This window comes from Mycobacterium sp. 236(2023) (assembly GCF_029623955.1).
Lineage (GTDB): Bacteria > Actinomycetota > Actinomycetes > Mycobacteriales > Mycobacteriaceae > Mycobacterium.
The window spans coordinates 196,723-222,225 of record NZ_JARSBP010000006.1; the positions used below are offsets into that span (position 1 = coordinate 196,723).

Sequence of the window (25,503 nt, forward strand, 5' to 3'; positions counted from 1 at the left end):
GGTCGTTGATGCCTGACACGCCCCGCTACACGATCATGTTGGGTACCGGTCAACGCAACGCATGGAAGTGGCTTCCGCGGGGTCGCCATCTGGAGTCCTTCGAGCACTACCTCCGCGTCGCGGTGGAAGCCGAGCGTGCAGGCGTACACGGGCTGCTGCTGGCCGACGGGCTGACGCTCGATCAGGCACGGCAGGTGCCGCGTGCCTTCGAGCCGCTGACACTGCTGGCGGCACTGGCCGCGCGGACCTCGCGGATCGGTCTGATCCCCACCGTGTCGACAACATTCAACGAACCGTTCACCGTCGCCCGCGCCGTCAACTCTCTCGACAACCTCAGCGGCGGCCGTATCGGGGTGAACCTCGTGACGTCGTTCACCGGGGAGAAGAACTACGGCGGCACGCTGCCTCGCCCCGACGACCGGTATGCGCGCGCCCGCGAGTTCACCGCTGTCCTCCGAAAGCTCTGGTCGAGTTGGGATCTCGAAGCCGTGATCGAGGACGCGGATTCGGGGCTCTATTACCTGTCCGACCTCGTCAAGCCGATCGAGCACGTGGGCGAGCACTTCCGGGTCGAGGGCCCGCTCAATGTGCCGCGTTCGCCCCAGGGGATTCCGGGCATCGGCGCAGCAGGCTCGTCGGATCTCGGACGCCAATTCGCCGCCGAGGTCGCTGATTTCGTTTACTCCGTGCAACCGAGCAAGCGCATCGCCGAGGACTACTTCACCGACCTTCGTCGACGGGCGCGCGAGCAACGCGCCGACGGGACCCGGCCGACGGTGATCACCGGTGTCATCCCGATCATCGGCGAGAACCGAGCCCAAGCGCGGGAACTTGCCGCGCAGTTGAGGGAGCCCAGCGATTTCGAGGCCGGCCGGCGCCGCATCGAAGCGCTCCTGGGCGGTGCCGATCTGAGCGGTCTCGCACGGACCGACACGATCGACCCGGCGATCATCCCGCCGCCCGACGACATCCTGCGTCGCCAGGGACGCTACGAGGTCTTCAAGAGCCTGGCCGTGGATGAGGAGTACACCCTGGAGGAGCTCGTCGACTACGTGGCCAACACCAACGGACACTGGACCGTCGTCGGCACCGTCGACGACGTCGTCGCCGCGTTCGCGGAGCGGTTCGACTCAGGCCTCGCCGACGGATTCAACATCTGGCCCACCCACTATCCCCACGGACTGGATGCCATCACCGGACGTCTGCTGCCAGAACTCCAGCGCGCGGGGTACTTCACGCCGTTGAGCAACGAGCCCACGACCTTCCGCGACCTGTTCACGACCCACGATCCGGAGTCCGCTCCACTCGCGGCATCCGGGTAGCTCCCGGGGCCGGTCGACCTGTCGGCGGATTTGCGCTCATCGCGATCAAAACCAGGCAGGCGCAGCGAGGGTGGCGCAATGACCGCCGCTACCCCGATCGCCCCAGGTCAACGTCCCGGCGAGGCGGCGCAATGGAGTCCGTTGCGAAACCACCGCCAGTACATCATTCGGCCATTCGCCGTATGCGATTTACGGTCACCACCAGCACTTTCAGCGCTCTTGCAGCCCAAGACGACCCGAGGTGACCGGTGGTGGAACCCGCCCGCGACGACTCTCCGACGCCCCTGCGCCGACCGCGCTCCGACCAGGCGCGTCTGGTGGCTGACGTGGTCCGCCACCAGATCCACGCCGGCGGATACCAGAGCGGCCTTCCCTCGGAATCCGAGCTGGCCGCCGAGTTCCTCGTCTCACGCAATGCCGTGCGGGAGGCGCTCGGGGTTCTGAAAGCCGAAGGCCTCATCGACCGCGAACCAAAGATCGGCACGCATGTCGCGATCCGCAAGTACGACCACGGTCTCGACGCCCTCGTCGGGTTGAAGGAAACATTCAAGGGCTACGGCGAGATCCGCAATGAGGTGCGAGCCACCCTCACCGTCTCGGCGCCACCGTCGGTCGCCCACAAGCTCCAGCTCGATCCGGGTGAGCCCGTCGTCTTCGTCGAACGGTTGCGTTACCTCGGTGACCTCCCGCTGAGCCTGGACATGACCTACCTGGCGCGCGACATCGGAGAAGCCGTCATCGAGCATTCGCTGGAGCACAACGACGTCTTCTCCCTCATCGAGTTGGTCACCGGCCGGCGTCTCGGCCACGCGGGAGTCGCCGTCGAAGCCGTCACCGCAGATCCGCATTCGGCGGCGATCCTGCAGGTGCCCGACAACGCCGCGCTGCTGTTACTCGAACGACTCACCCACCTCGACGACGGGCGGCCCGTCGATCTCGAATACATCCGGATGCGTGGTGACCGAATCACACTGCGCAGCAATCTGATTAGGGGATAGCTCATGGCTCAGGTCACCCAGCGTGTGGACGTACCCGTCACCATCGACGAGTCACTGTGCATCGAAGGATGCACGCTGTGCGTCGAGATCTGCCCGCTCGACTCGCTGGCGATCAACCCGGAGAACGGCAAGGCATTCATGCACGTCGACGAGTGCTGGTACTGCGGGCCCTGTGCCGCACGCTGTCCCACCGGCGCCGTCACCGTCAACATGCCCTACCTCATCCGCTAGCCGCTCCGAAACACCAAGGACCACGCCATGAAACGCGCACTCGCTGCTTTGCTCACCGCGGCCACCGCCACCTCGCTGACCGCGTGCTCGCTGGACTCTCAGTCCCAGTCCGAGGACACCGTCCGTGTTGTCATCGGCTACCAATCCAAGACCATCAACACCGTGACCGCCGGAACGCTGTTGCGGGCCAAGGGTTTCTTCGAGCAACGGCTCGGCGACATCACCAAGGAGGGCGGAAAGGAGTACGTCGTCGAGTGGCAGGACTACGACACGGGCGCCCCGATCACCGCGCAGATGGTCGCCGAGAAGATCGACATCGGCTCGATGGGTGACTACCCGCTACTGATCAACGGCTCCAAGACCCAGGCCAACGAGCGTGCTCGTACCGAGCTCGTCTCGGTGACCGGCTACAGCCCCACCGGTTCGCTCAACATGGTTGTGGTACCGCCCGACTCACCGGCACGCACCATCGCCGACCTCAAAGGGCAGAAGGTCTCGGCCAGCGTCGGATCCGCCGGGCACGGCACGCTGGTCCGAGCGCTCGACAACGCCGGCATCGATCCGAAAACCGGTGTCGAGGTACTCAACCAGCAGCCGCAGGTCGGAGCCTCAGCGCTGGAATCCGGTCAGGTTCAGGCACTGTCGCAGTTCGTCGCGTGGCCCGGCCTGCTCGCTTTCCAGGGCAAGGCCACTCTGCTCTATGACGGAGCCGAAGGCGACTACCCGACCTTCCACGGTGTCGTCGTGCGTCGTGACTACGCGGGCCAGCACCCCGAGGTTCTGGACGCGTTCCTCCAGGCACAGCTCGACGCCACCGAATTCCTCAACGACAACCCCTTGGAGTCGGCCAAACTGGTGGCCGAGGGCAGTGGACTGCCGGAAGAAGTCGTCTACCTCTACAACGGGCCCGGCGGGACGAGCTTCGACACCACGCTGAAACCATCCCTGGTCGAGGCGCTCAAGGGTGACGTTCCGTACCTGCAGTCGATCGGTGAATTCGCCCCGCTCGACGTCGACAACTTCGTGTCCGACACAGCGATCCGCAAGGCATTCGCCGACCGCGGTCAGGACTACGACGCGGCGCTCGGCGACACCACGAACCCGTCGGCGATCAGCGGTCAGGATCCCGTGTGCGACGTCGCGGTGACCGATGCGAAGCTCGCCGGCGAACTGTGGATCGACGGCGCCGAGTCCACCCAACCCGCAGCCAACCCCGACTGCCTTCTGCGCGCCGTCCGTGAAGCCACAGCCGACGGCCAAAACATCCGCGCTGCTTTCGTTCCCGACACGGAGTTCGGCACCCGCTGGTTCGCCGACAAGTCCTTCTGGGTCAGAGACGGCCAGAAGCACCTGCCGTTCGACACCGCCGCCGGGGCCGCGCGTTACACAACAGCACACCCGGGCGCCGCGGTCGTCGACTACCAGCAGGCGCTGGCGGGCGCGGTATGACCACCCCGCCTGCGGTTCTGACCGCCGATGCACCGGTGGTCGCGACGCCGCGCAAGACGTCGCCCAAGGCGACGCGTAACGCGCCGTGGCGGGCCTGGCTCGTTCGGATCGCTTCGGTCGCTGCCGCGATCGGTTTGTGGCAGTTGTTGACCGCCAACGATGTTCGGCTCTGGTTGCGGTTCGACACGCTGCCCACCGTCAGCGACATCGTCGCGGCATTCGCGGTGCGCGTCGCGACCACCGATTATTGGCTCGACCTCGGGCAGTCGCTGATCCGCATCCTCACCGGCTTCGCGCTCGCCGCCATCGCCGGCGTCGTCACCGGGATCCTGCTCGGACGATCGGCCAAGTTCGCCAACGTATTCGGGCCGCTCACCGAACTGGCCCGCCCGATCCCCGCGATCGCGATCGTGCCCGTCGCGATCCTGCTGTTCCCCACCGACGAGGCCGGGATCGTGTTCATCACGTTCCTCGCCGCGTACTTCCCGATCATGGTGAGTACGCGCCACGCGGTACGCGCTCTGCCTACGTTGTGGGAGGACTCGGTGCGCACCCTCGGCGGCAACAGCTGGGACGTGATCGTGCGGGTGGTGTTGCCCGGCATCCTTCCTGGCGTCTTCGGTGGCTTGTCCGTCGGCATCGGAGTGGCGTGGATCTGTGTCATCTCGGCTGAGATGATCTCGGGCCGCCTCGGGGTGGGATACCGGACGTGGCAGGCGTACACGGTGCTCGCCTACCCCGAGGTATTCGTCGGCATCATCACGATCGGCGTGCTCGGCTTCGTCACATCGGCGGCCGTCGAACTGATCGGCCGCCGCGTGACGCGTTGGCTGCCGCGTGGCGAGGAGAGCAACCGATGAGCGCTTGCGCGAAGAGGAGACAGTACCGATGAGCGGACTCACCTTCGAACTCCGCGATCTGGAATTGAGCTACGGCGGTGCGCCGGTGATCGCCGGCCTGGATCTCGACGTCCGGCCCGGCGAGATACTCGTCCTGACGGGCCCATCCGGGTGCGGGAAATCCACAGTGCTCCGGGCACTGGCGGGTCTGCTGACCCCCGACAGCGGGGACGTGTTCGCCGACGGCGTGCGGGTGGCGAACACGTCCAGGGATCGGGCGATGGTGTTCCAGGACAACGCCCTTCTGCCGTGGCGCACGGTGCAGTCCAATGTCGAACTGGCGCTGAAGCTTTCCGGCCGACCGCGACAGGGCCGCCGCGAGGAGGCCTCGAAGTGGATCGCCGACGTCGGTTTGACGGGTTTCGAGAAGTACCTTCCCAAGAGTCTCTCCGGCGGCATGCGTCAGCGTGTCCAACTCGCGCGCGGACTGGCCGGAGCGCCCAGAGCGGTGATGATGGACGAGCCGTTCGGAGCGCTGGATACCCAGACCAGAGCGACAATGCAGCGGCTGCTCATCGACACATGGCGAGCACACCCGACGACGATCGTCTTCGTCACCCACGACGTCGACGAGGCGCTGCTCATCGGTGACCGGATCGCGGTCCTCGGTCGCGCCGGCCGACCGCTGCGGGCGCTGCTCGACGTCCCTTCACCCCGTGACACATCTGTGTCGCGCACGGCTCTGCGCACTGAAGTCATTGCCGCCCTAGACCATTCGGAGCTTGTTTCCTGATGCAGATACCTTCACTCGACGACGCGATCCGGCTGGACTGTGACGTCCTCGTCATCGGCGGCGGCACCGCGGGCACAATGGCCGCCCTCACCGCCGCCGAGAACGGCGCCCAGGTACTCCTGTTGGAGAAGGCCCACGTCCGGCACTCCGGTGCACTGGCGATGGGTATGGACGGCGTCAACAACGCGGTGATCCCCGGAAAGGCGACACCGGAGGATTACGTCGCCGAGATCACGCGGGCCAACGACGGGATCGTCAACCAGCGCACCATCTACCAGACCGCGACACGGGGTTTCGCGATGGTGCAGCGCCTGGAACGCTATGGCGTCAAGTTCGAGAAGGACGAGCACGGCGAGTACGCGGTGCGCCGCGTGCACCGGTCGGGGTCGTATGTGTTGCCGATGCCCGAGGGCAAGGACGTCAAGAAAGCTCTCTACCGAGTGCTGCGGCAGCGGTCGATGCGCGAGAAGATCCAGATCGAGAACCGGTTGGTACCGGTTCGCGTGCTGACCGACGACCTGGGCGAGCGAAGCGACGGGAAATCAACGCGTCGCGCCGTCGGCGCGGCGGCACTCAACAGCCGCACCGGAGAATTCGTGGTCGTCGCCGCGAAGGCCGTCATCCTGGCCACCGGCGCATGCGGACGGCTGGGTCTGCCGGCCTCGGGGTACCTCTACGGCACGTACGAGAATCCGACCAACGCCGGCGACGGCTACTCCATGGCGTTCCATGCCGGGGCAGAACTGTCGGGCATCGAATGCTTCCAGATCAACCCGCTGATCAAGGACTACAACGGTCCCGCGTGCGCCTACGTCGCCAACCCGTTCGGCGGCTACCAGGTCAATGCCCTCGGAGAGCGTTTCGTCGACTCCGACTACTGGTCGGGCCAGATGATGTCGGAGGTCAAGAGCGAGATCGAATCTGCTCGCGGGCCGATCTACCTCAAGGTCAGCCACCTGCCCGACGAGACGCTGACCGCACTCGAAGACATTCTGCACACCACCGAACGCCCGACACGCGGAACGTTCCACGCCAACCGCGGCCACGACTACCGCACACACGACATCGAGATGCACATCTCTGAGATCGGCTTGTGCAGTGGACATTCGGCATCCGGCGTGTGGGTCGACGAGAACGCACGCACAACCGTTCCCGGACTCTACGCGGCAGGCGACCTGGCGTGCGTGCCCCACAATTACATGATCGGCGCGTTCGTCTACGGTGATCTGGCCGGTGCGGACGCCGCTTCGGCCATCGCCGATGTGGCTGTCCCACAGGATCTTCCGGCCGATCAGATCGAGGCGGCGCACGAGCTGATCTATCGGCCGCTGCGTAATCCTGACGGTCCGCCGCAGCCTCAGGTGGAGTACAAGCTCCGCCGGTTCGTCAACGACTATGTCGCCCCGCCGAAGACCGCGACCAAACTGTCGCTGGCCGTCGAGACATTTTCCCGGATGCGCGACGAAGTCGCCGGTATCGGCGCCACCACACCGCACGAGTTGATGCGGGCGGTGGAGGTGTCGTTCATCCGTGACTGCGCCGAGATGGCGGCCCGGTCGTCGCTGACCCGTACCGAGTCGCGCTGGGGGCTGTATCACGAGCGCAGTGATGTTCCCGAACGGGACGACGTCGAATGGCGCTACCACCTGAATCTGCGCCGGACCGAAGACGGTGACATGGAGTTCTTCAAGCGGCCTGTCGCACCGTATTTCGTTTCCGTGCCCGGCCTCGACGGATTGCCCAGCGGTGAAAGCGAGCCGATCGCCGTCATCGAGCCCGAACTGGCGGGTGGTCGCGCTCCGGCCTCGGAGGTGTCGCGGGTGCCGGCCACGGCGATTCAGCCTCCGTCGCCGCGCATCGCCGCGGTGCTGGCGCTCGACGAACCCTCCGTCGACGAGCTGACACCGTTCCTGGCCGATAGCGATCCCGGAGTGCGGCGCATCGCCGTCGATGTGCTGACCGAGACGCTGTGCGACGGATACGCCGTACCGCTGATCGAGGCGCTCAGCGACGCCGACGTAGAGGTCCGCCACGTCGCCGCCGCCGGGATCCGCGAGCTCGTCGAGGTCCTGCCCCATCCGGAAGCCGTTCAGATACACGTTGATTCCAGCGATGCCGTCGTGCGCGGCGCGGCCATCTATGTGCTGGCCTCACGCCGCGCCGGTGACGCCGGGCGTTACCGGGAGCTCGCGGCAGACGCCGATCACCGGGTCCGGATCGAAGCAGTCCGCGCCCTGGTCTCGGTGGACGATGTGGACGGCGTCGCGACGGCACACACCGACGCCAACCGTGAGGTTCGGATCGCCGTCGCCAACGGACTGGGAACGCTGGGTGCGGGATCGGCCACCGTGCGCGCCCTGATCGACGACGCCGACCCACTGGTGCGCGCCGCCGCGCTCACGGCGATCGGCGCGATCGGCTGGGACGATGCCGATGTGTCGACGGTCGAGAAGGCGCTGGCGGCGTCGGCGTGGCAGATTCGCCAGGGCGCGGCCCGCGCGCTGGCGGGTGCACCGTCACCGTCTGCTGCGGTACCGCCACTGTCGCAGGCACTTTCGGACCCCCACCTGGACGTCCGTAAGGCCGCCGTGCTGAGCCTGACGCGGTGGGCATCGTCGGAGGATGCGGCCCGCGAAGCCCTCACCGGAGCGCTCGACGACGGCGACGCCGACGTACGCGCCTACGCACGCCGGGCGCTGGAAGCGGCAACCTGAGGGTCCTTCTGTTGCACCGCGAGCGCGCGTGTCTGCCCGCCGACACGCCGGGTCCCGCGGGCATTTCATGCACGTTCGACCGCAACGAGCGCGCGCCGAGCGCCAAGTTCTGCGGCGTGTCCCTGTGCAGACGCGCGCGCTCGCGGTGCGGGGCAAGGATCGTCAGAAGTAGCCGTTGGCCGGCGGTGTCGTTCCATTGACGAGGTAGTTGCCGACGGCGTGCGCCTTGTAGTCGAGGGGGTTGTGGCTGGCGACCGTGCGGACGTTGCGCCAATGGCGATCGAGGTTCAGCTTGCGTGACGTCGCCGACGCTCCCCCGGTGTCGAACAACCGCTGCGCGACGTCCAGCGTCAGCCGCTCGGCAACCAGCTGCGCCTGCGCGACCACCACGGCCACGTCGGCCAGGGCTCCCGCGTCATCCTGAAGTCCGTTGTCCACCAGCGCATCCAGAGAGTCCGCGGCCGAAAGCACCAACGCTTGGGCGGCCGCCGCAGCAGCACCGATCTCTCCGACCGCTTGCAGGATGAACGGATCGTCGGCAGCGCGGCTCGCTAGCGAGTGCGCCGCGGGCCGCGCACGCGTCTGCACGTACTCGACCGCATCGTTGCGCACCGCCACGGCGATCCCCGCGGCGACTGCCGCCAGGTACAGCTGTAGGAATGTCGTGCTGTGTCCGAGGTGGTGCCCGTCGGATACCGTCGTCACCTCGATCGGAGCGATCTCGACGTCGGTGAACCGGGTGGCCCCGCTGGCGGTCATGCGCTGCCCGAAACCGTCCCAGTCGTCGAACAATTCGACACCTGCACGGTCGGTCGGCACGATCACCTGCACATCGTTGCCCTGAGCGTCAACCGCCGACACCGCGATCGCGTCGGCGTACAACGTGCCGGTCGAATAGAACTTGTGCCCGTTGAGCCGCAGCACACCGTCACGGTCGGGCAGCACGGTGGTGTCCGAGCTGCCCGGCGTACGACCCTTGGCATCAGTGATGGCGTTGCCGACCACAAGTCCCGCGTTGATCTTGGGAAACCATTCGAACCGCTCGGCCTCGGTGGCGCGATTGCTCAACAGGCGCTCACTGAACCCGAAGTGAGCCCGAAGTGCCTGAGCCACATTGGAGCTCCCCGACGCGATGTGAATGACGGCGGTGAGGACGTCACGGGTGCTGCCACCGGGCCCGCCGTACCGCTTCGGGACCCGCAGCGTCAGGACACCGGAACCGCGCAACTCGGCGACCGCGTCGTGCTGGAGCACCCGTTCCCGCTCGGCCGACGGATCGTCGGCACGCAACGCTTCGACGATCGGTGTGAGGCGGGCCAGCCGCCCGGCAACGTCGTTATCGACGGTGAGGGTCATCGTCACTCCTTGTCCGTCAGTCGGCCTTGCGGTATCGGGGAATTATGTGCTCGGCGAACCGGTCGAGTTCCGTTTCGATCGGCTGGAACTGCAGCATGAACAGTTCGATACCTGCGGCATGGAACGCCGAGATACGTTCGGCCACAGTGTCATAACTGCCGACGAGCCCGGCCAGTGTTCCACCGTTCGAACCGACGCGACTGGTGCCTGCAAGCACCTTGTACATCTGGGTCTTCGGGTCGGTTCCGCCGGAGATCTCCGGACGGACTTCGGCGTCCACCAGCGCCTGCAGGTGTTCGGCCTCAGCCTGCGCTTCGGCGTCGGTGTCCCGAGCGATCACGAATGCCGACAGTCCGAACCGCAATCCGGCTCGGCGGGACCGGAGATCGGCGATGACCTCTTCGGTTTCGGGCAGCGGCCTGCCGTTGATGAAGAACACGTCAGCCGTGGCCGCAGCCAGCGCCCTTCCCGGCTCGGACTCGCCACCGACGTACACCGGCGGCACGAACCGAGGTACCGGACGCACCAACGCGGGTTGCCTTCCGCCGGTGTCGACCTGCTTGCCCGCCCACAGCGCAGTCACCTTCTCGAGCCAGCGCCTCGTGTGCTCGTAGCGGTCGTCATGATCGAGTAGCGTCACGCCGAGTGCTTCGAGCTCCGGCAGGAACCATCCGCTGACGACGTTGATCGACAGCCGCCCTTCTGAGATGTCGGCAATGTTGGCGGCGAGCTTGGCGAACACCAACGGGTTGAACAGCAGTGGTTTGATCGCACCGATCAGCTCGATCGATTCGGTGGCCTCGGCGAGCGCCGCGAGCGTCGACCACGTCTCCAGCACGTCGTCCTCGACATCGCTGGGATGAATCACGTGCTGCGCCACCAGGGTGGCGTCGAATCCCACCTGTTCGGCGTGCACGATCAGGTCACGGTTGCGTCGGTAACCGGCGTCGGGGGCATCCTGCGGATGGTTACGGGCACCGTGGTTTCCGTAGACCGGTGCCCACACCCCGAATCGGGGTCCCGTCATGACGTAGTCAGGTAGCGACGCCGCTCCCAGTCGCTGACGTGCCCGACATACTGATCCCATTCACTGCGGGCGATCGCGGCGAAGTCGAGCACCGACTGCTCACCGAGAATGTCGAGGATGGTGTCATCCTGAACAGCCAATGCGACAGCGGTCCCCAGCGAGTCAGGAAGAGGCGTGCCCTTGCCGTACAGGTTGCCCACGGCCGCCACGGGCGGCTCGCGACGCGCCTCCAATCCCGCGATCACCGCGGCCAGAGCCGACGCGATCAGCCAGTACGGATTGGAATCGGAAGCACCCGAACGTAACTCGATGCGCGACGATCCCGGCTGGTCCTCGATCAGGGAGCGGATGGCGGCACTGCGATTGTCGCGACTCCAGTTGACGGTGTCCGGCGCGAACGTGTCTGGCGCGAAGCGGCGGTAGGCGTTGACCGAATGCGCCCCGAACAGCGTGATCGACGGCAAGTGTTCGAACAGCCCGGCGATCGCGTACCGGGCGTCCTGGCTTTCCGCGCCGCCGGCGGGCTCGAACACAGGCTCGCCATCACGCCACAGCGAGATGTGCAGGTGCGCCGAGCTTCCGGAGTGTTCCGAGAACGGCTTCGGCATGAAGCTGGCCAACTTGCCGTGTCGGCGTGCGACTTCCTTCGCCGCGTACTTGAGCCTGGCGCTGTCGTCAGCGGCGGCCAACGCGTCGGTGTACACCAGGTTGGTCTCCACCTGGCCGGGTCCGTATTCGGTCTGGATGCCTTCCAATCGTGTGAAGGCGCCCAGCGTTTCGTACAAATCGGCGATCAACGGGTCCAACGCGTTGGCGTTCTCCAGCGAGTACGCCTGGATTCGGTCGATGATCGGAGAACCGTCGAGTTCGAGCAGGTAGAACTCGAACTCCACGCCGACCTTGGCGGTGAAACCAAGGGCCTGCAGCCGTGCCAGCACCCGTTTCAGCACCGCCCGCGGATCCAACAGTGACGGGGTGCGGTGATGGGTGACGATATCGGAGATCACATGCCCGACACCGCGACGCCAGGGCAACCTGGTGAACGTCGAAAAGTCGGGCACCGCATAGACATCCGGGTATCCCCCGTCCCAGTTCGTCAGTCGCAGTCCGTCGATCACCGTGCCGTCGGTGTTCCAGCCCAACGCGGCCTCACAGAACGCGAACCCTGTTCCGGTGGCCCGGTCGAGAAACTGTCCGGCCGGGATTCGCTTCCCCGCCGCGTGGCCGAACGGGTCGCTCCAGGCCACCTCGATCTCGGTCAGCGAACCGTCGGCGATGCCCTCCCGCAGTTCATCGGCCGCGGTGCTGACGTCAGGCTCGGACAACTGCGTCATGTCGCGGCCCTCCGCCCGACGACCGTGCCCGCAGCGAACGCGCCGACGAGCAGGCCGATGATCACCCACGCCAAAATGCTTGACCCACCGACGAGATCGCTGAGATTGGCCAGTATCAGGGCGAGCGAGCCCAGCAGGCCGACCAGCCCGAGCGCCGGCGCGATACGTACCCGCCACTGCGACAGACCGCGGCGGTCCTTGGCGAAGAACACCAGCACCGCAACGCTGGTCGCGATCAGCAGCACGACGATGCCGACTGTCGTCGCCCCGGCGAACCACGTGTAGAACTGCGCGGCCGGATCCAGGCCGAAAGCGACCGCCAGGATCACGCTCACCGCGACCACAGCGGAGATCCACAGCGAAGCCTGATGCGGCGAACCGTGTTTGGCGTGCGGCTGGCTCAACGACGCGGGCAGCACGTCCTTCTGTGCCAACGCGAAGATGTAGCGCGACGCCACGTTGTGGAACGCCAGGATGCAGGCGAACAGGCTCGTGAAGTACAGCACCGTGATGACGTCGGCACCGAACACCCCGATGTAACGCGACGCGGTGTCGCCGAGGAACGTGCCACCGTTGTCGGTCGCCTGCGCGACCGCCTGCTCGTCACCCCAACCGGAGATCAGCGCCCAGCTGGTGATCGCGTAGAAGACACCGATCAGCAGCAGCGAGACATAGGTGGCGCGTGGGATGGTGCGTTCTGGGGCGCGGGCCTCGTCGCGGAAAATCGCCGTGGCTTCGAATCCGACGTAGCTGATGATCGCGAAAAGCAGCCCGATGCCCAGGGATCCGGAGAAGATCGCATCCGGGTTGACGATCCCCGAGGACAACCCGTGGTCGCCACCGCGCACGACGATCACCAGGTCGAGGATCGCGACGATCGCGATCTCGGCGGTGAGCAGGACGGCCAACACGCGGCTGGACAGCTCGATGTTGCGGTAGCCCAGGTAGGTGGTCACGGCGAACGCCGCCGCGGCGAACAGCCACCACGGGAGGGCGGGACCGCCGAACAGTTCGACGACGCTGGCACCCGCGGGACCCAGAAGCCCGTACACACCGGCTTCGAGGGCGACGTAGCTCACGATGGCGACGAACGCGATGCCGATGCCGACCGGAAGTCCCAGGGATTGCCGAACGTACGAGAAGAAGGCACCGGCCTCCTCGACATGCGGTGTCATCGCGGTGAACCCCACCGAGAAGAGCAGCAGGATCACGGTCGCGACAATGAACGTCGCCGGGAAGCCCGCGCCATTGCCGCTGGCGAGCCCGAGCGGCACCACACCGCCGATGACGCCGAGTGGTGCAGCCGCGGCGACGACCATGAACACGATCGACGCGACGCCGAGATTGCCGCGCAGCCGCCGAGTTTCCTGCGGCGCGTCCGAGTTTGCCACCAAACCCTCGCCGGGCAGCGTTGCTTCAGACATTAGTGACGTCCTTCTGGTGTCATGGGATGATGCTGAACGCACCGTAGGGACGTCTCCGGCGTTGCTCAATTATTGCGGTCAGCGTGAATTCTTTTATCTGCCGCGGTGCGTCGGAGGGATGCCGCGCTCCCGCGGCGTGGTTGCACCCCAGATGCCGTAGCGCTCGGGAACGCGCACGGCGTGCTCGCGGCACCGATTCAACACGGGGCAGTCCCGGCAGATCCGCTTGGCCTTCTCCTCGCGCTCACGGCGATCGGCACGTCGCTCACTCTCAGGGAAGAACAGGTCCGCCGGAAAGTCCAGGCACCTGCCGTGCAGCTGCCAACTCCAGTATTCGTCCGTGTCGGGTTGGGCCTGCCACACCGCTGTCATGCGCCGATGTTGACCCAGATCAGGCGCGGTGCCCAGACATCGACTCCGCGTGAGCTTTACGCCCGAATCTCAGCTGCAGAACAGGATTGCGCCGAGCAGAACCAGCGCGGCACCGGCAAGCGAGGCGACCCACACCCACAACACCGCAATACCTGATGACTCGATGGCCTGGGCGATCAGCCACGGCGTGGGCGTCTCCTCCATGGCGCCACGCTATGCCCGAACGGTCTGCAGCAGAACACGCGCAAGCGAGCACCAACCCGCACTCCGTGAAAACACGGGCAGTGCAACGCTTTACGATTCAGCGACGTTTGAATCAGCCCGCGTACAACTAGCGCTGCGAGGCCTTCGCAACCATCTCGGTCAGCAGCACCGACGCTTCGTCGGCAATCCTCTCGGCGCACACCGACGCTTCCAGGACCACATTCGACACCGCGACCAGCGCGTGCTCACACTCCCACTCGATCGAATCCAGGGCCGTCGACTTCTGGCTGAGAATGCCATCCGTGGTGACCGCATCGTTGAGATCCCAGTCGTACCAGTCGTCACCGTCGCTGACCGATACGGCTTGACCGCCGCAGTCCTCCCATTGCGTCGCCGATTCGGCGACGAACTTCTCCGCCGCGTCTGCTGTCGGCAGCACCACCCCGGATTCCTCGACCCAATGCTCGTAGTCGTCGCCCGACTCACTCGCCAGCCGCGTCAGCACGGCGGTGTAGCCGGTGTCCGCGTAGACCGGCTCCTCGGCGGTGTAGAGCGCACCGACACATTCGGGGTCCGACACATCCGCGGTGTCGTCGGTCATTTTGTCGACCTCGCCGGTGACCTCGATCAGCGAACTACCCAGTAGGTCGTTGAGCTCCCGTTCGTCGAGCAGGATCGAGTCGAGGTCCCGCTCACCGAGGATGGTCGTGGTTCCCGGCGACGCGTCCCCGCCACGCACCGCCGTCGCGTCCACGACGCTGGTGCACGCGGTGGCCCCCACACACAGCAGGGTCGCGGCGATCGCCACCCCGGCACGCGCCCCGCGCATTGTCGCCCGTCCCTATTTCTTGGGTTTGTCGGCGACGGACTCGGTGGACAGCGCCGCGACGAACGCCTCCTGCGGGACGTCGACACGGCCGATCGTCTTCATCCGCTTCTTGCCTTCCTTCTGCTTCTCCAACAGCTTGCGCTTACGGGTGATGTCACCGCCGTAGCACTTGGAGAGCACGTCCTTGCGGATGGCCCGGATGTTCTCGCGCGCAATGATTCTCGACCCGATCGCGGCCTGCACCGGCACCTCGAACTGCTGTCGCGGGATGAGCTCCTTGAGCTTGGTCGTCATCTTGTTGCCGTAGGCCGACGCGCCGTCCTTGTGGACGATGGCCGAGAACGCGTCGACGGCCTCACCCTGCAACAGGATGTCGACCTTGACGAGGTCGGCTTCCTGCTCGCCGGCCTCCTCGTAGTCGAGGCTGGCGTAGCCGCGGGTGCGCGACTTCAGCGAGTCGAAGAAGTCGAAGATGATCTCGCCCAACGGCATTGTGTAGCGGAGCTCGACGCGTTCGGGCGACAGGTAGTCCATCCCACCGAGCTCGCCGCGCCGGGCCTGGCACAACTCCATGATCGTGCCGATGAATTCGCTCGGCGCGATGACGGTCGTCTTGACGACGGGCTCGAACACCGACCGGACCTTGCCCTCCGGCCAGTCCGACGGGTTCGTCACCGTCATCTCGGTGTTGTCGTCCTTGACGACGCGGTACACGACGTTCGGCGCGGTCGAGATCAGGTCGAGGTTGAACTCACGTTCCAGTCGCTCGCGGGTGATCTCCATGTGCAGCAGACCGAGGAACCCGCACCGGAAGCCGAAGCCGAGCGCCACCGACGTCTCGGGCTCGTACGTCAGCGCGGCGTCGTTGAGCTGAAGCTTGTCCAGGGCCTCCCGCAGCACGGGATAGTCCGAGCCGTCCACCGGATACAGCCCCGAGTAGACCATCGGTTTGGGTTCGCGGTATCCCGTCAGCGCTTCGGTCGCGCCCTTGCGCGCCGTGGTCACGGTGTCGCCGACCTTCGACTGGCGCACGTCCTTCACGCCGGTGATGAGGTAGCCGACCTCGCCGACCCCGAGTCCGTCGGAAGGCTTCGGTTCGGGCGAGACGATGCCCACTTCGAGCAGTTCGTGGGTCGCGCCTGTCGACATCATGGCGATGCGTTCGCGCGGGGTGATCTTGCCGTCCACGACGCGCACGTACGTGACGACGCCGCGGTAGATGTCGTAGACCGAGTCGAAGATCATCGCGCGCGCCGGCGCGTCGGAGTCGCCCTGCGGCGGCGGGATCTCGCGCACGACGTGGTCGAGCAGCTCGGAGACGCCGACGCCCGTCTTGCCCGACACCCTCAGGACATCCTCGGGCTCGCAGCCGATGATGTGGGCGATCTCACCGGCGTACCGGTCGGGGTCGGCGGCCGGCAGGTCGATCTTGTTGAGCACCGGGATGATCGTCAGGTCGCGATCCAGCGCCAGGTACAGGTTGGCCAGCGTCTGCGCCTCGATGCCCTGCGCGGCGTCGACCAGCAGCACGGCACCCTCGCAGGCCTCCAGCGCGCGGGATACCTCATAGGTGAAGTCGACGTGGCCAGGCGTGTCGATCAGGTGCAAAACGAATTCTTCGCCGTTCACAACCCACGGCAGGCGCACGTTCTGCGCCTTGATCGTGATGCCGCGCTCACGCTCGATGTCCATCCGATCGAGGTACTGGGCCCGCATCGAACGCTCGTCGACCACGCCGGTGAGCTGCAGCATCCGGTCGGCCAGCGTGGACTTGCCATGGTCGATGTGGGCGATGATGCAGAAGTTCCGAATCTGCGCCGGCGCAGTGAACGTCTTGTCGGCGAAGCTGCTAATTGGAAATCTCCTGGTGAGCGCGGTCTGTCAGCCTGAGAAGGCTCGTCCAGAGTATCGACCGCAGCACCCCGCGGCCCAATCGAGCCGTGATCGCACCGCCTATGCTTGTCGGGTATGGCCGCATCGGCATCGCCTTTCAAGGCGTTTCAACGCTTCTTGGTGAAGAGCACCGAGAACCTCGTGTTCAACGAGGCGCCGAAACTGGTCCGCCAATTGCAGAAATCGGACGCCGTTCAGCGCGGCATCCAACAGGGCATCCGGATCGGCCTCGATGTGCTGGCCGGACCATCGGAGAGCAACGCCCCGGCGCTGCCCGCGGGCCGTCCGGTGTCCAACAACTTCGTCCCGACGGCGCATCGCGCCCGCAGGGTCTCCTACGCACCCGACCTCGACGGACGCGCCGACCCCGGTGAGATCGTCTGGACGTGGGTGGTGTTCGAGGACGACCCGACCCGGGGTAAAGACCGCCCGGTCCTCGTCGTCGGCCGCGACAACAGGGTCTTACTCGGCCTGATGCTGTCGAGCCAGGACCATCACCGCGACGAACCGAACTGGGTCGGCATCGGCAACGGGTCCTGGGATTACGAGGGCAGGGCCAGCTGGGTGCGGCTGGACCGGGTTCTCGACGTCCCGGAAGAAGGCATCCGGCGCGAGGGCGCCATTCTGGAACGGCACGTGTTCGACGTCGTCGCCGCCCGGCTGCGCTCCGAATACTCGTGGTCCTGATTCCCGCCTCCGGCGGGGTGAGCTGACCTAGCCGGGTCGCCGCCACATCTGCCACATCGTCGGACCGCCGTCGGGAACGTGGATCTCGCCGGTCACCTCGAAGCCGAACCGCATGTAATACGGAACGTTGGATTCCTTGCTCGACTCCAGGTAGGCGGGCGCGCCCTCTTTGTCGCACCTGTCGAGTCGCGACGTCATCAGCGCGTGCCCGAACCCGCCGCCGCGCACGTCGGGGTCGCTGCCGATGACGGCGAGATACCAGTGCGGCTCCTCGGGATGGTTCTTCTTCATCAGCTCCGAAATCGCCATTCCGCGCCCGACCTGCAGACCCATCGCGAGCAGGAAGCGCGGCATCATCCGCAGCTCCTCACGCTGCGTCTGCTTCCACCGCCCCGGCGGATCCCACAGCGCCGCCGCCCCGATGTCGCCGGCGACCTCGACACCGCCGTTGCCGAGGAAGTGGTGCCGCGTCATCGCGCCGAACACCAGCGGCAGCGCCCGCGCACGCTTGGCGTCGTCGGGCACCATGAACGTCATCACGGGATCGTCGAAGAACGCCCGGCCGAGTACCCGCGAAAGCTCTTTCACGTCCGGTTTCTGCGCGAACCGGACATCGACATCGGCCACCGAGGGATCAGCCCTGCGTGATGTAGGCCTGCAGCTGCTCCTGTTCGTGCTCCAGCTGCTCCATTCGGGTCTTCACGACGTCGCCGATGCTGACGATGCCGGCGAGCCTGCCGTCAACGACGACGGGCACGTGCCGCACCCGATTGTTCGTCATCAGCACGCTCAAACTGTCCACCGAATCGTCCGGAGAGCACGTCGCCACGAGCGTCGTCATGATCTCCGACACCGGCCGGCGGAGCAGGTCAGCACCCATGTCGTGGAGCTTACGCACCACATCGCGTTCGGACACGATGCCGAGAAGTCCGTCCGGCGACACCACCACCATTGCGCCGATGTTGTGCACCGTCAGCTCCGTCAGCAGCCCGGCGACCGAGGTCTCCGGCGTGATCGTGGCGACCGTCGCACCCTTGTTGCGCAGCACGTCGGATATCCGCATCGACATCTCCCTGTGGTGACCTGGCTCACACCAGGCTACTACTCAGCAGGTTCCCAGCGGAACACATCCGACATTGCCCCGGTTGCACGCAAAGATGACCCCGAACCTGCCCGAAAGGACGGCCATGCCGGTATCAATCACCCTCGGCGACCAATTGCCAGTCAGCGCAATGGGTTTCGGCGGAATGGCACTCACACCCGTTTACGGCGGGGCGGTCGACGACGACGAATCGCTGGCCACCCTCCATCACGCCGTAGACGTCGGCGTCACGTTCCTCGACACCGCCAACATCTACGGATCCGGCGATAACGAACGCCTGATCGCGCGCCTGCTGGCCGACCGCCGCGATGAGGTCACGCTGGCCACCAAGTTCGGCATCCAGAGCAATCCCGCCGAGCGTGCCGCGGGAAGCGTGTCCCTGCGCGGCGACGCCGCCTACGTCCGTCAGTGCGTCGACGAGAGCTTGCAACGGCTGCACACCGACGTCATCGATCTGTACTACCTGCACCGTCGCGACCCGAACGTCCCCATCGAGGAAACCGTAGGCGCCATGGCCGAACTCGTGACCGCGGGCAAGGTGCGCCACCTCGGATTGTCCGAGGTCTCCGCCGCAGAACTGCGCGCCGCGAACGCCGTTCATCCGATCGCCGCGCTGCAGAGCGAGTGGTCGATCTGGACCCGGGACATCGAAGCGGTCATCGTCCCGGCCGCCGCCGAACTCGGCGTCGGGATCGTCCCGTTCTCCCCGCTCGGGCGCGGCTTCCTCACCGGCAGCGTGCGATCGGCAGCCGACATGGGCGCCAACGACTTCCGCCGCACCATGCCCCGGTTTGCCGGTGCCGCGCTGGACGCCAACCAGAGCGTTGTCGACGCGGTGACCGCAGTAGCCCACGAGGCCGGAGCGACTCCGGCACAGGTCGCGCTGGCATGGCTGCGCCACCGCGCGGACGACCTCGGGGTGGCGTCGGTGCCGATTCCCGGCACGCGGCGTGCGGCGCGGATCGACGAGAACCTCGCGTCACTGTCGGTGACGTTGACACCCGAACAGGTCGACTTACTGGGAGCGGCCGGCGATGGGGTCACGGGCGCCCGCTACGCGGATATGTCACACATCGGCTCAAGCCGCGAATAGCGGGCAACCAACCCGCGATAACCGCACGCTGCGTCGACGGGGCCGGTATATCTTGCCCATGATCGAAGTGACGTTGCTCGGCACCGGAAGCCCGATGGTGGACCCCAACCGGGCGGGACCCTCCACGCTGGTCCGGGCCGGCAGCGCGTTGTTCCTCGTCGATTGCGGGCGTGGTGTGTTGATGCGCGCCGCCGCGGTCGGTGTCGGCGCAGCCAACATTGCGGCGCTGCTGCTGACGCACCTGCACAGCGACCACATCACCGACCTCAGCGACGTCATCACCACGCGGTGGGTCTCCACGTTCACGCGTACGCCGCTGCCTGTTTACGGGCCGCCCGGCACCGCGGCGGTCGTCGCGGCCACCCTGGAGGCCCTCGCGCCCGACATCAGCTATCGCGTCGGGCATCACGCCGACATCACCGAACCTCCCGTCGTGGAGGTTCACGAGTTCACCGACGGCCCGATCTGGGATGCCGATGACGTCCAGATCCGCGTGGCCCCCACCGATCACCGGCCGGTCGAACCGACCATTGCGTTCCGCATCGAATACGGCGACGCGTCGGTCGTGGTGGCAGGCGATTCGGTGCCCTGTGACAGCTTGACCGAGCTTGCCACCGGAGCAGGAGCATTGGTACACACGGTGATTCGCGAGGACTTGGTGGCACTGTCACCGCAGCAGCGGCTGCGCGACATCCTGGATTACCACTCGTCGGTGGAGCAGGCCGCCGAAACCGCGCAGCAGGCGGGCGTCGGCACGCTGATCCTCACCCACTATGTGCCTCCGCTGCAGCCAGGGCAGGAAGACGCCTGGCGCGAACTGGCCGCGTCGAAGTTCGACTGCCAGATCGAACTCGGCGACGATCTGCACCGCGTCGAGGTCCACCCGGGCGTGTGCGCTCGGAAAAGTTAAGCCAGCCGGGTGATGTCGACGATGACGTCGAGATCCGTCGAGCCCTCACCCGAGTAGATGCCCTTGAGCGGGGAGACGTCCGCGTAGTCGCGGCCCACGCCGACGCTGACATACTGCTCGTTGATCTCGGCGTCGTTGGTCGGGTCGTAGTACCACCACTCCCCCGTCCACGCCTGAATCCACGCGTGGCTCTGCCCGATGACCGTGTCACCGACCTTCGCGTTCTTCTTCGGGTGCAGATACCCCGAGACGTAGCGCGACGGAATGCCCATGCTGCGCAACAGGATCAACGTCAAGTGTGCGAAGTCCTGACATACGCCTTTGCCTTCTCGCAGCGCATCGACGCCTGATGTGTGCACACCGGTGGTGCCGGGCACGTACTGCAGTTCGCCCTGCACCCAGCGCGCCGCCTCGATCACCGCCTCCTGAGGCTCGTGGTATTTCGCGATGCGCCTACCGACCCGTTCGATGCGCTTGCTCGCGGGCACGTAGTGGCTGGGGGCGAGTACCTCGTCGTACTTGTCGATCACGGCTTCGGTGGTCAGATCGGCCCAGCTCACCTTGTCCTTGGGTGCGTCGGGCCGTTCGGTCTCGACCACCGACGACGCGGTGACCTCGAGCTCCGTGTGCGGAGCGTGCAGGTCGAACGCCGTCACCGCGGTGCCCCAATAGTCGACGTACCGATAGGACCTCGTTGCGGGCACCGTCTCGACGCGGTTGAGGATCACGTTCTGCCGGGAGTCCGACCGCGGGGTCAGGCGCGCCTCGTTGTACGACGCGGTGACCGGCGACTTGTAGGCGTATCCCGTCGAATGCACCACTCGCATCCGCCACATATCTAGATCTCTCCCTCTTCGATGACCAGTGCGTCACGTCCCGCATCTGTCCACGCGACCCACGGCGCAGAGTGGAAGTACTGCAGCGACAACGCCTCTCCGACGTCGAAGCACGTCTGCTGCAGACCCGCCAGCCGGCTCTCCAACGAGTCCAGGAGCACCCCGGGCTGGAGGAACTCGAGCTCGCTACGTGCCCGTCCCAGCAAGCGCCGCGCCTCCGCCGTAGAACCGAGTCGGTCGTGCGGACGATTCATCAACTCGTCGAGGCTGTGCTCGGCCAGCCGCAACGAGTAGAAGATGGACCGGGGGAAAAGCCGGTCCAGCAACATGAACTCGACAACCCGGCCGGCGTCGAGCACTCCGCGATAGGTCCGCAGGTACGTGTCGTGCGCGCCGGCCGACCGCAGCAGCGTGACCCACGCCGGCGAAGACGCGCTGTCCCCGACCCGCGACAGCAGCAGTCGCACCGTCATGTCGACCCGTTCCAGCGCCCGGCCCAGCACCATGAACCGGTAGCCGTCGTCGCGGCTGAGCGTGGAGTCGGCCAGCCCGGCGAACATCGCCGCCCTGCCCTCGACGTAGGACAGGAACTCGTGCGGACCCAGCCGCTTGGCGGCGCGTTCCCGCTCCGCCAGGGCGTTGTAGGTGGTGTTCAGACACTCCCAGATCTCGGTCGACGTGACTTCTCGTGCACCACGCGCATTTTCGCGTGCCGCCGAGATCGCCTCGACGATCGAGCAGGCGCCGTACGTCTCGCGGCTGAACGCCACGATGTCGGTCAGCGACCACACGTCGAGACGCTCGTCGGGAGACTCGATCCCGAGGACCTTCAGCAGCGTGCGCGAAGCCAGGTCGGGATCGACGCTGGAGTCTTCGAGCAGCTGGTGCACGGTGACGTCCAGAATCCTGGCTGTGTCATCGGCGCGCTCCACATAGCGGCCGATCCAATACAACGATTCAGCGTTGCGTGCCAACATGGTTCAGCGCCCCCCTACTGCTGGTTCTGCTGTTGTTGCTGCTGCTGGTCTGAGGTGGTGTCGACCTTGCCGTACTTGCTGCCGTTCTTGCCTGCAGCCCGCGGCAACGAGCGCACCACCTCCGCCGCGCCGAGCTCACGATCGGCGGCCGACGTCCGCGAGGCCAGCACCCAGGTGTCCTTGGACCCGCCGCCCTGGCTGGAGTTCACGACCAGTGAACCCTCCGGCAGCGCGACCCGGGTCAGGCCGCCGGGCAGCACCCACACGTCGTCTCCGTCGTTGACCGCGAACGGACGCAGGTCGACGTGGCGGGGCGCCAGCTTGTCGCCGATCTGCGTCGGAACCGTCGACAGCTGCATCACAGGCTGGGCGATCCAGCCGCGCGGGTCGGCGATGATCTTCTTGGCGATCGTGGCCAGTTCCTTCTCCGACGCGTCGGGACCGAACACGATGCCGTAGCCGCCCGATCCCTCGACCGGCTTGATCACCAGCTCGTCGACCCGATCGAGCACCTCCTCGCGTTCCTCGTCGAGCCAGCAGCGGAACGTGTCGACGTTGGCCAGCAGCGGCTTCTCGCCGAGGTAGTACTCGATGATCGTCGGTACATAGGTGTAGACCAGCTTGTCGTCTCCGACGCCGTTGCCGACGGCACTGGAGATCACGACGTTGCCGGCGCGGGCGGCGTTGAGAATTCCGGCGATGCCCAGCACGGAGTCCGGCTTGAACTGCATCGGATCGAGGAAGTCGTCGTCGATGCGGCGATAGATCACATCGACCTGACGCTCGCCTTCGGTCGTGCGCATGTACACGGCGTTGTCGCGGCAGAACAGGTCGCGGCCCTCGACGAGTTCGACACCCATCTGCCGAGCGAGCAGCGAGTGCTCGAAGTACGCCGAGTTGTAGACGCCGGGGGTGAGTACCACGACCGTCGGATCGGCGACATTGTTGGCGGCCGCGTTGCGCAGGGCGCGCAGCAGATGCGACGAGTAGTCGCCCACCGCGCGCACCCGGTGGGTCGCAAACAGGTTGGGGAAGACGCGCGCCATCGTGCGACGGTTCTCCATCACGTAGGAGACGCCCGACGGCGATCGAAGGTTGTCTTCGAGCACCCGCCAGGTGCCCTGCGCATCGCGGATCAGGTCGATGCCGGCCACATGGATGCGCACGCCGTTGGGCGGCGCGATGCCGACGGCCTCGCGGTGGAAGTGCTCGCACGAGGTGATCAGCCGCCGCGGGATCACACCGTCGCGCAGGATCTCCTGCTCGCCGTAAATGTCGTCGAGGTACATCTCGAGCGCCTTGACGCGCTGCTTGATGCCGCGTTCCAGCCGCGTCCACTCCGCCGCCGAGATGACCCTCGGCACGAGGTCGAGGGGGAACGGCCGCTCCTGCCCCGACAGCGAGAACGTGATGCCCTGGTCGATGAACGCGCGCCCGAGCGCTTCGGTGCGGGCTTCGAGTTCGGACACATCCGACGGTGCGAGTTCCTTGTGGATGCCCTTGTACGGACCCCGGACGGTGCCCTCGGCGTCGAACATCTCGTCGAAGGCCCGGGAGTACGACCCGAGCTTGTTGTAGCCACCGAAGATGCCGTCATGGCGCTTCGCGGTTCTCGTGCCGTTTCGTGCGGTTCGCACCGTTTCGGTCGCCAAGATGTCCCCTACTCTTTCCCGGGCGCACGTTGCGCGAGCATGTGGATGCCACTCTGCAGCATTCCGACCATTTCGGCAGGCCGGTGACGCTCGCTTTGGGCCTTTTACCCACTCGCTGCTACCCTGAACAGTCGCTGCCCCCGTGCGGGCGCCCACAGACTCAAGTAACCCAGTCGAGCTTTAGAAGGAATACACGCGTGGCCAACATCAAGTCGCAGCAGAAGCGCATCCTCACCAACGAGCGCCGCAGGGTGCGCAACAAGTCGGTGAAGTCGTCGCTGCACACGGCGGTGCGCGGCTTCCGGGAGGCCGTCGAGTCCGGCGACAAGGACAAGGCCGGCGAACTGCTGGTCGCGACCAGCCGCAAGCTCGACAAGGCCGCCAGCAAGGGCGTCATCCACAAGAACCAGGCCGCCAACCGCAAGTCGGCGCTGGCCAGGGCCCTCAACAAGATCTGAGGCCCTCAGCTTCAGCTTTCCGCGCTCAGTTGCCGATAGCTGGTCTGCTTACTCGCTGACCAACTCGGCGACTGAGCGCACTGCTTTCTCGAGGGCATAGTCCGCATCCGCGGCCGCACCCTTGACATCGGCATTCAGCGCGGCCACCACCCGAACCGCCTCGGCCACCGAATCGCGGGACCATCGCCGTGCCTGTTTCTGCGCCTTCTGCACGCGCCAGGGCGGCATACCGAGTTCACCGGCCAGCCGGTACGGATCCCCGGACAGTGGGGCCACCCGCGCGATCGTGTGCACGGCCTCAGCCAGCGCGTCCGCGAGCACGACGTGCGGTTCGCCGGACATCATCGCCCACCGCAGCGCTTCGGCGGCCCCCGCGACATCGCCGAGGACGGCCTTGTCGGCGATGTCGAAGCCCTTCACCTCGGCCCGGCCCGAGTGGTAGCGACGCACCGCGACCGCATCGACCGTCCCGCCGGTATCGGCGACCAGCTGCGAGCAGGCGGAGGCGAGCTCGCGAAGGTCCGACCCCACCGCGTCGAGCACCGCGGTCACCGTCGCGTCGTCGACCTTCACCCGCAGCGCGCGGAACTCCTTACGGACGAAGTCGGCGCGCTCGGCGGCCTTGGTCACCTTCGGGCAGGGATGGACGTCGGCGCCGAGCTTCTTGAGGTGGTCGGCGAGTGACTTCGCGCGCCCGCCGCCCGAGTGGACGACGACCAGCATCGTCCCCTCCGGCAGGTCCGCGGCGGCGTTCTGGATGAGCGCCACCGCGTCCTTGCCGGCTTCTGCGGCGGACTCCAGGACCAGCACCCGCTCGTCGGCGAACAGCGACGGGCTGAGCAGTTCGGCGAGCTCGCTGACACTGACCTCACCGGCCCGCATGCGATCGACCGGTACGTCATTTGTCCCCGCCGATTTCCGGGCGCTCGCCAGGACCTCGGCGACGGCGCGCTCGACCAGCAGCTCCTCATCGCCCAGGATCAGGTGCAGGCCGCTCACTTGA

General features: G+C 66.4%; 25 protein-coding genes. 11 read left to right on the top strand and 14 right to left on the bottom strand.

Going from position 1 to position 25,503, the window contains the following annotated elements:
• The first annotated feature begins 8 nt into the window (after positions 1-8).
• The 7 genes from P9A17_RS23885 (at position 9) to P9A17_RS23915 (ending at position 8,346) form a co-directional block, all read left to right on the top strand.
• A complete protein-coding gene (locus P9A17_RS23885) occupies positions 9-1,322 on the top strand; it encodes an NtaA/DmoA family FMN-dependent monooxygenase (protein ID WP_278041229.1) in 1,314 nt (437 codons plus the stop codon).
• A gap of 251 nt (positions 1,323-1,573) precedes the next feature.
• Positions 1,574-2,320 carry a GntR family transcriptional regulator gene (locus tag P9A17_RS23890; RefSeq protein ID WP_278041230.1) on the top strand — a complete coding sequence of 249 codons (747 nt, stop codon included), beginning with the start codon at positions 1,574-1,576 and terminating at the stop codon, positions 2,318-2,320.
• Positions 2,321-2,323: 3 nt separating this feature from the next.
• Positions 2,324-2,551, top strand: a complete 228-nt coding sequence (locus tag P9A17_RS23895) for a ferredoxin family protein (RefSeq protein ID WP_183471137.1) — start codon at positions 2,324-2,326, stop codon at positions 2,549-2,551.
• Between the two features lie 27 nt (positions 2,552-2,578).
• Positions 2,579-4,000 carry an ABC transporter substrate-binding protein gene (locus tag P9A17_RS23900; RefSeq protein WP_278041231.1) on the top strand — a complete coding sequence of 474 codons (1,422 nt, stop codon included), beginning with the start codon at positions 2,579-2,581 and terminating at the stop codon, positions 3,998-4,000.
• The gene (locus tag P9A17_RS23905) at positions 3,997-4,860 is read left to right on the top strand and encodes an ABC transporter permease (protein WP_278041232.1); all 864 of its coding nucleotides are present in this window, start codon (positions 3,997-3,999) and stop codon (positions 4,858-4,860) included. Before P9A17_RS23900 ends, P9A17_RS23905 begins: the two co-directional genes overlap by 4 nt.
• Positions 4,861-4,888: 28 nt before the next feature.
• On the top strand, positions 4,889-5,632 hold the full coding sequence (locus tag P9A17_RS23910; protein ID WP_278041233.1) for an ABC transporter ATP-binding protein: 744 nt from the start codon (positions 4,889-4,891) through the stop codon (positions 5,630-5,632).
• Complete coding sequence (locus P9A17_RS23915; RefSeq protein ID WP_278041234.1) at positions 5,632-8,346, top strand: fumarate reductase/succinate dehydrogenase flavoprotein subunit; 2,715 nt, start codon at positions 5,632-5,634, stop codon at positions 8,344-8,346. The genes P9A17_RS23910 and P9A17_RS23915 overlap by 1 nt, the downstream gene beginning before the upstream one ends.
• A 162-nt stretch (positions 8,347-8,508) precedes the next feature.
• Here P9A17_RS23915 and P9A17_RS23920 read toward each other — a convergent pair whose 3' ends face one another.
• The 8 genes from P9A17_RS23920 to lepA all read right to left on the bottom strand — a co-directional run bounded on the left by P9A17_RS23920 (position 8,509) and on the right by lepA (position 16,746).
• Complete coding sequence (locus P9A17_RS23920; RefSeq protein ID WP_278041235.1) at positions 8,509-9,702, bottom strand: acyl-CoA dehydrogenase family protein; 1,194 nt, start codon at positions 9,700-9,702, stop codon at positions 8,509-8,511.
• Between the two features lie 16 nt (positions 9,703-9,718).
• On the bottom strand, positions 9,719-10,729 hold the full coding sequence (locus tag P9A17_RS23925) for an LLM class flavin-dependent oxidoreductase (protein ID WP_278041236.1): 1,011 nt from the start codon (positions 10,727-10,729) through the stop codon (positions 9,719-9,721).
• Positions 10,726-12,063 carry a glutamine synthetase family protein gene (locus tag P9A17_RS23930; protein WP_278041237.1) on the bottom strand — a complete coding sequence of 446 codons (1,338 nt, stop codon included), beginning with the start codon at positions 12,061-12,063 and terminating at the stop codon, positions 10,726-10,728. The genes P9A17_RS23925 and P9A17_RS23930 overlap by 4 nt, the downstream gene beginning before the upstream one ends.
• A complete protein-coding gene (locus tag P9A17_RS23935; protein ID WP_278041238.1) occupies positions 12,060-13,487 on the bottom strand; it encodes an APC family permease in 1,428 nt (475 codons plus the stop codon). The genes P9A17_RS23930 and P9A17_RS23935 overlap by 4 nt, the downstream gene beginning before the upstream one ends.
• A gap of 93 nt (positions 13,488-13,580) precedes the next feature.
• Positions 13,581-13,859, bottom strand: coding sequence for a WhiB family transcriptional regulator (locus tag P9A17_RS23940; protein WP_278041239.1), 279 nt, complete (start codon positions 13,857-13,859; stop codon positions 13,581-13,583).
• 69 nt (positions 13,860-13,928) lie between these two features.
• A complete protein-coding gene (locus tag P9A17_RS23945; RefSeq protein ID WP_278041240.1) occupies positions 13,929-14,063 on the bottom strand; it encodes a hypothetical protein in 135 nt (44 codons plus the stop codon).
• A 127-nt stretch (positions 14,064-14,190) separates the two neighbouring features.
• Positions 14,191-14,892: a sensor domain-containing protein gene (locus tag P9A17_RS23950; RefSeq protein ID WP_278041241.1), complete on the bottom strand. Its 702-nt coding sequence runs from the start codon at positions 14,890-14,892 to the stop codon at positions 14,191-14,193.
• 12 nt (positions 14,893-14,904) lie between these two features.
• Positions 14,905-16,746, bottom strand: a complete 1,842-nt coding sequence (gene lepA, locus P9A17_RS23955) for a translation elongation factor 4 (RefSeq protein ID WP_278041448.1) — start codon at positions 16,744-16,746, stop codon at positions 14,905-14,907.
• Between the two features lie 114 nt (positions 16,747-16,860).
• Between lepA and P9A17_RS23960 the strand changes: the two genes are divergently transcribed.
• Complete coding sequence (locus tag P9A17_RS23960; protein ID WP_278041242.1) at positions 16,861-17,472, top strand: type II toxin-antitoxin system PemK/MazF family toxin; 612 nt, start codon at positions 16,861-16,863, stop codon at positions 17,470-17,472.
• A gap of 27 nt (positions 17,473-17,499) precedes the next feature.
• On the opposite strand, the gene P9A17_RS23965 is transcribed toward P9A17_RS23960, so the two are convergent.
• Together P9A17_RS23965 and P9A17_RS23970 are read right to left on the bottom strand one after the other, a co-directional pair.
• Positions 17,500-18,099, bottom strand: a complete 600-nt coding sequence (locus P9A17_RS23965) for a GNAT family N-acetyltransferase (RefSeq protein ID WP_278041243.1) — start codon at positions 18,097-18,099, stop codon at positions 17,500-17,502.
• Between the two features lie 7 nt (positions 18,100-18,106).
• The gene (locus P9A17_RS23970) at positions 18,107-18,535 is read right to left on the bottom strand and encodes a CBS domain-containing protein (protein ID WP_278041244.1); all 429 of its coding nucleotides are present in this window, start codon (positions 18,533-18,535) and stop codon (positions 18,107-18,109) included.
• Positions 18,536-18,659: 124 nt separating this feature from the next.
• On the opposite strand from P9A17_RS23970, the gene P9A17_RS23975 reads away from it, so the two are divergent.
• Both P9A17_RS23975 and P9A17_RS23980 read left to right on the top strand, forming a co-directional pair.
• On the top strand, positions 18,660-19,667 hold the full coding sequence (locus P9A17_RS23975) for an aldo/keto reductase (RefSeq protein WP_278041245.1): 1,008 nt from the start codon (positions 18,660-18,662) through the stop codon (positions 19,665-19,667).
• Positions 19,668-19,725: 58 nt separating this feature from the next.
• Complete coding sequence (locus P9A17_RS23980; RefSeq protein ID WP_278041246.1) at positions 19,726-20,577, top strand: ribonuclease Z; 852 nt, start codon at positions 19,726-19,728, stop codon at positions 20,575-20,577.
• Here P9A17_RS23980 and P9A17_RS23985 read toward each other — a convergent pair.
• Genes P9A17_RS23985 through P9A17_RS23995 form a run of 3 tightly spaced genes read right to left on the bottom strand, consistent with a single transcriptional unit; the run spans position 20,574 to position 24,042 of the window.
• Complete coding sequence (locus P9A17_RS23985; protein ID WP_278041247.1) at positions 20,574-21,413, bottom strand: transglutaminase family protein; 840 nt, start codon at positions 21,411-21,413, stop codon at positions 20,574-20,576. The two genes, P9A17_RS23980 and P9A17_RS23985, sit on opposite strands and share 4 nt — an antisense overlap.
• 2 nt (positions 21,414-21,415) lie before the next feature.
• The gene (locus P9A17_RS23990) at positions 21,416-22,390 is read right to left on the bottom strand and encodes an alpha-E domain-containing protein (RefSeq protein WP_278041248.1); all 975 of its coding nucleotides are present in this window, start codon (positions 22,388-22,390) and stop codon (positions 21,416-21,418) included.
• A gap of 14 nt (positions 22,391-22,404) precedes the next feature.
• On the bottom strand, positions 22,405-24,042 hold the full coding sequence (locus P9A17_RS23995) for a circularly permuted type 2 ATP-grasp protein (protein ID WP_278041249.1): 1,638 nt from the start codon (positions 24,040-24,042) through the stop codon (positions 22,405-22,407).
• Between the two features lie 197 nt (positions 24,043-24,239).
• On the opposite strand from P9A17_RS23995, the gene rpsT reads away from it, so the two are divergent.
• The gene (gene rpsT / locus P9A17_RS24000) at positions 24,240-24,500 is read left to right on the top strand and encodes a 30S ribosomal protein S20 (RefSeq protein ID WP_278041250.1); all 261 of its coding nucleotides are present in this window, start codon (positions 24,240-24,242) and stop codon (positions 24,498-24,500) included.
• A 48-nt stretch (positions 24,501-24,548) separates the two neighbouring features.
• On the opposite strand, the gene holA is transcribed toward rpsT, so the two are convergent.
• Positions 24,549-25,499 carry a DNA polymerase III subunit delta gene (gene holA / locus P9A17_RS24005; RefSeq protein WP_278041449.1) on the bottom strand — a complete coding sequence of 317 codons (951 nt, stop codon included), beginning with the start codon at positions 25,497-25,499 and terminating at the stop codon, positions 24,549-24,551.
• Between the last annotated feature and the right edge of the window lie 4 nt (positions 25,500-25,503).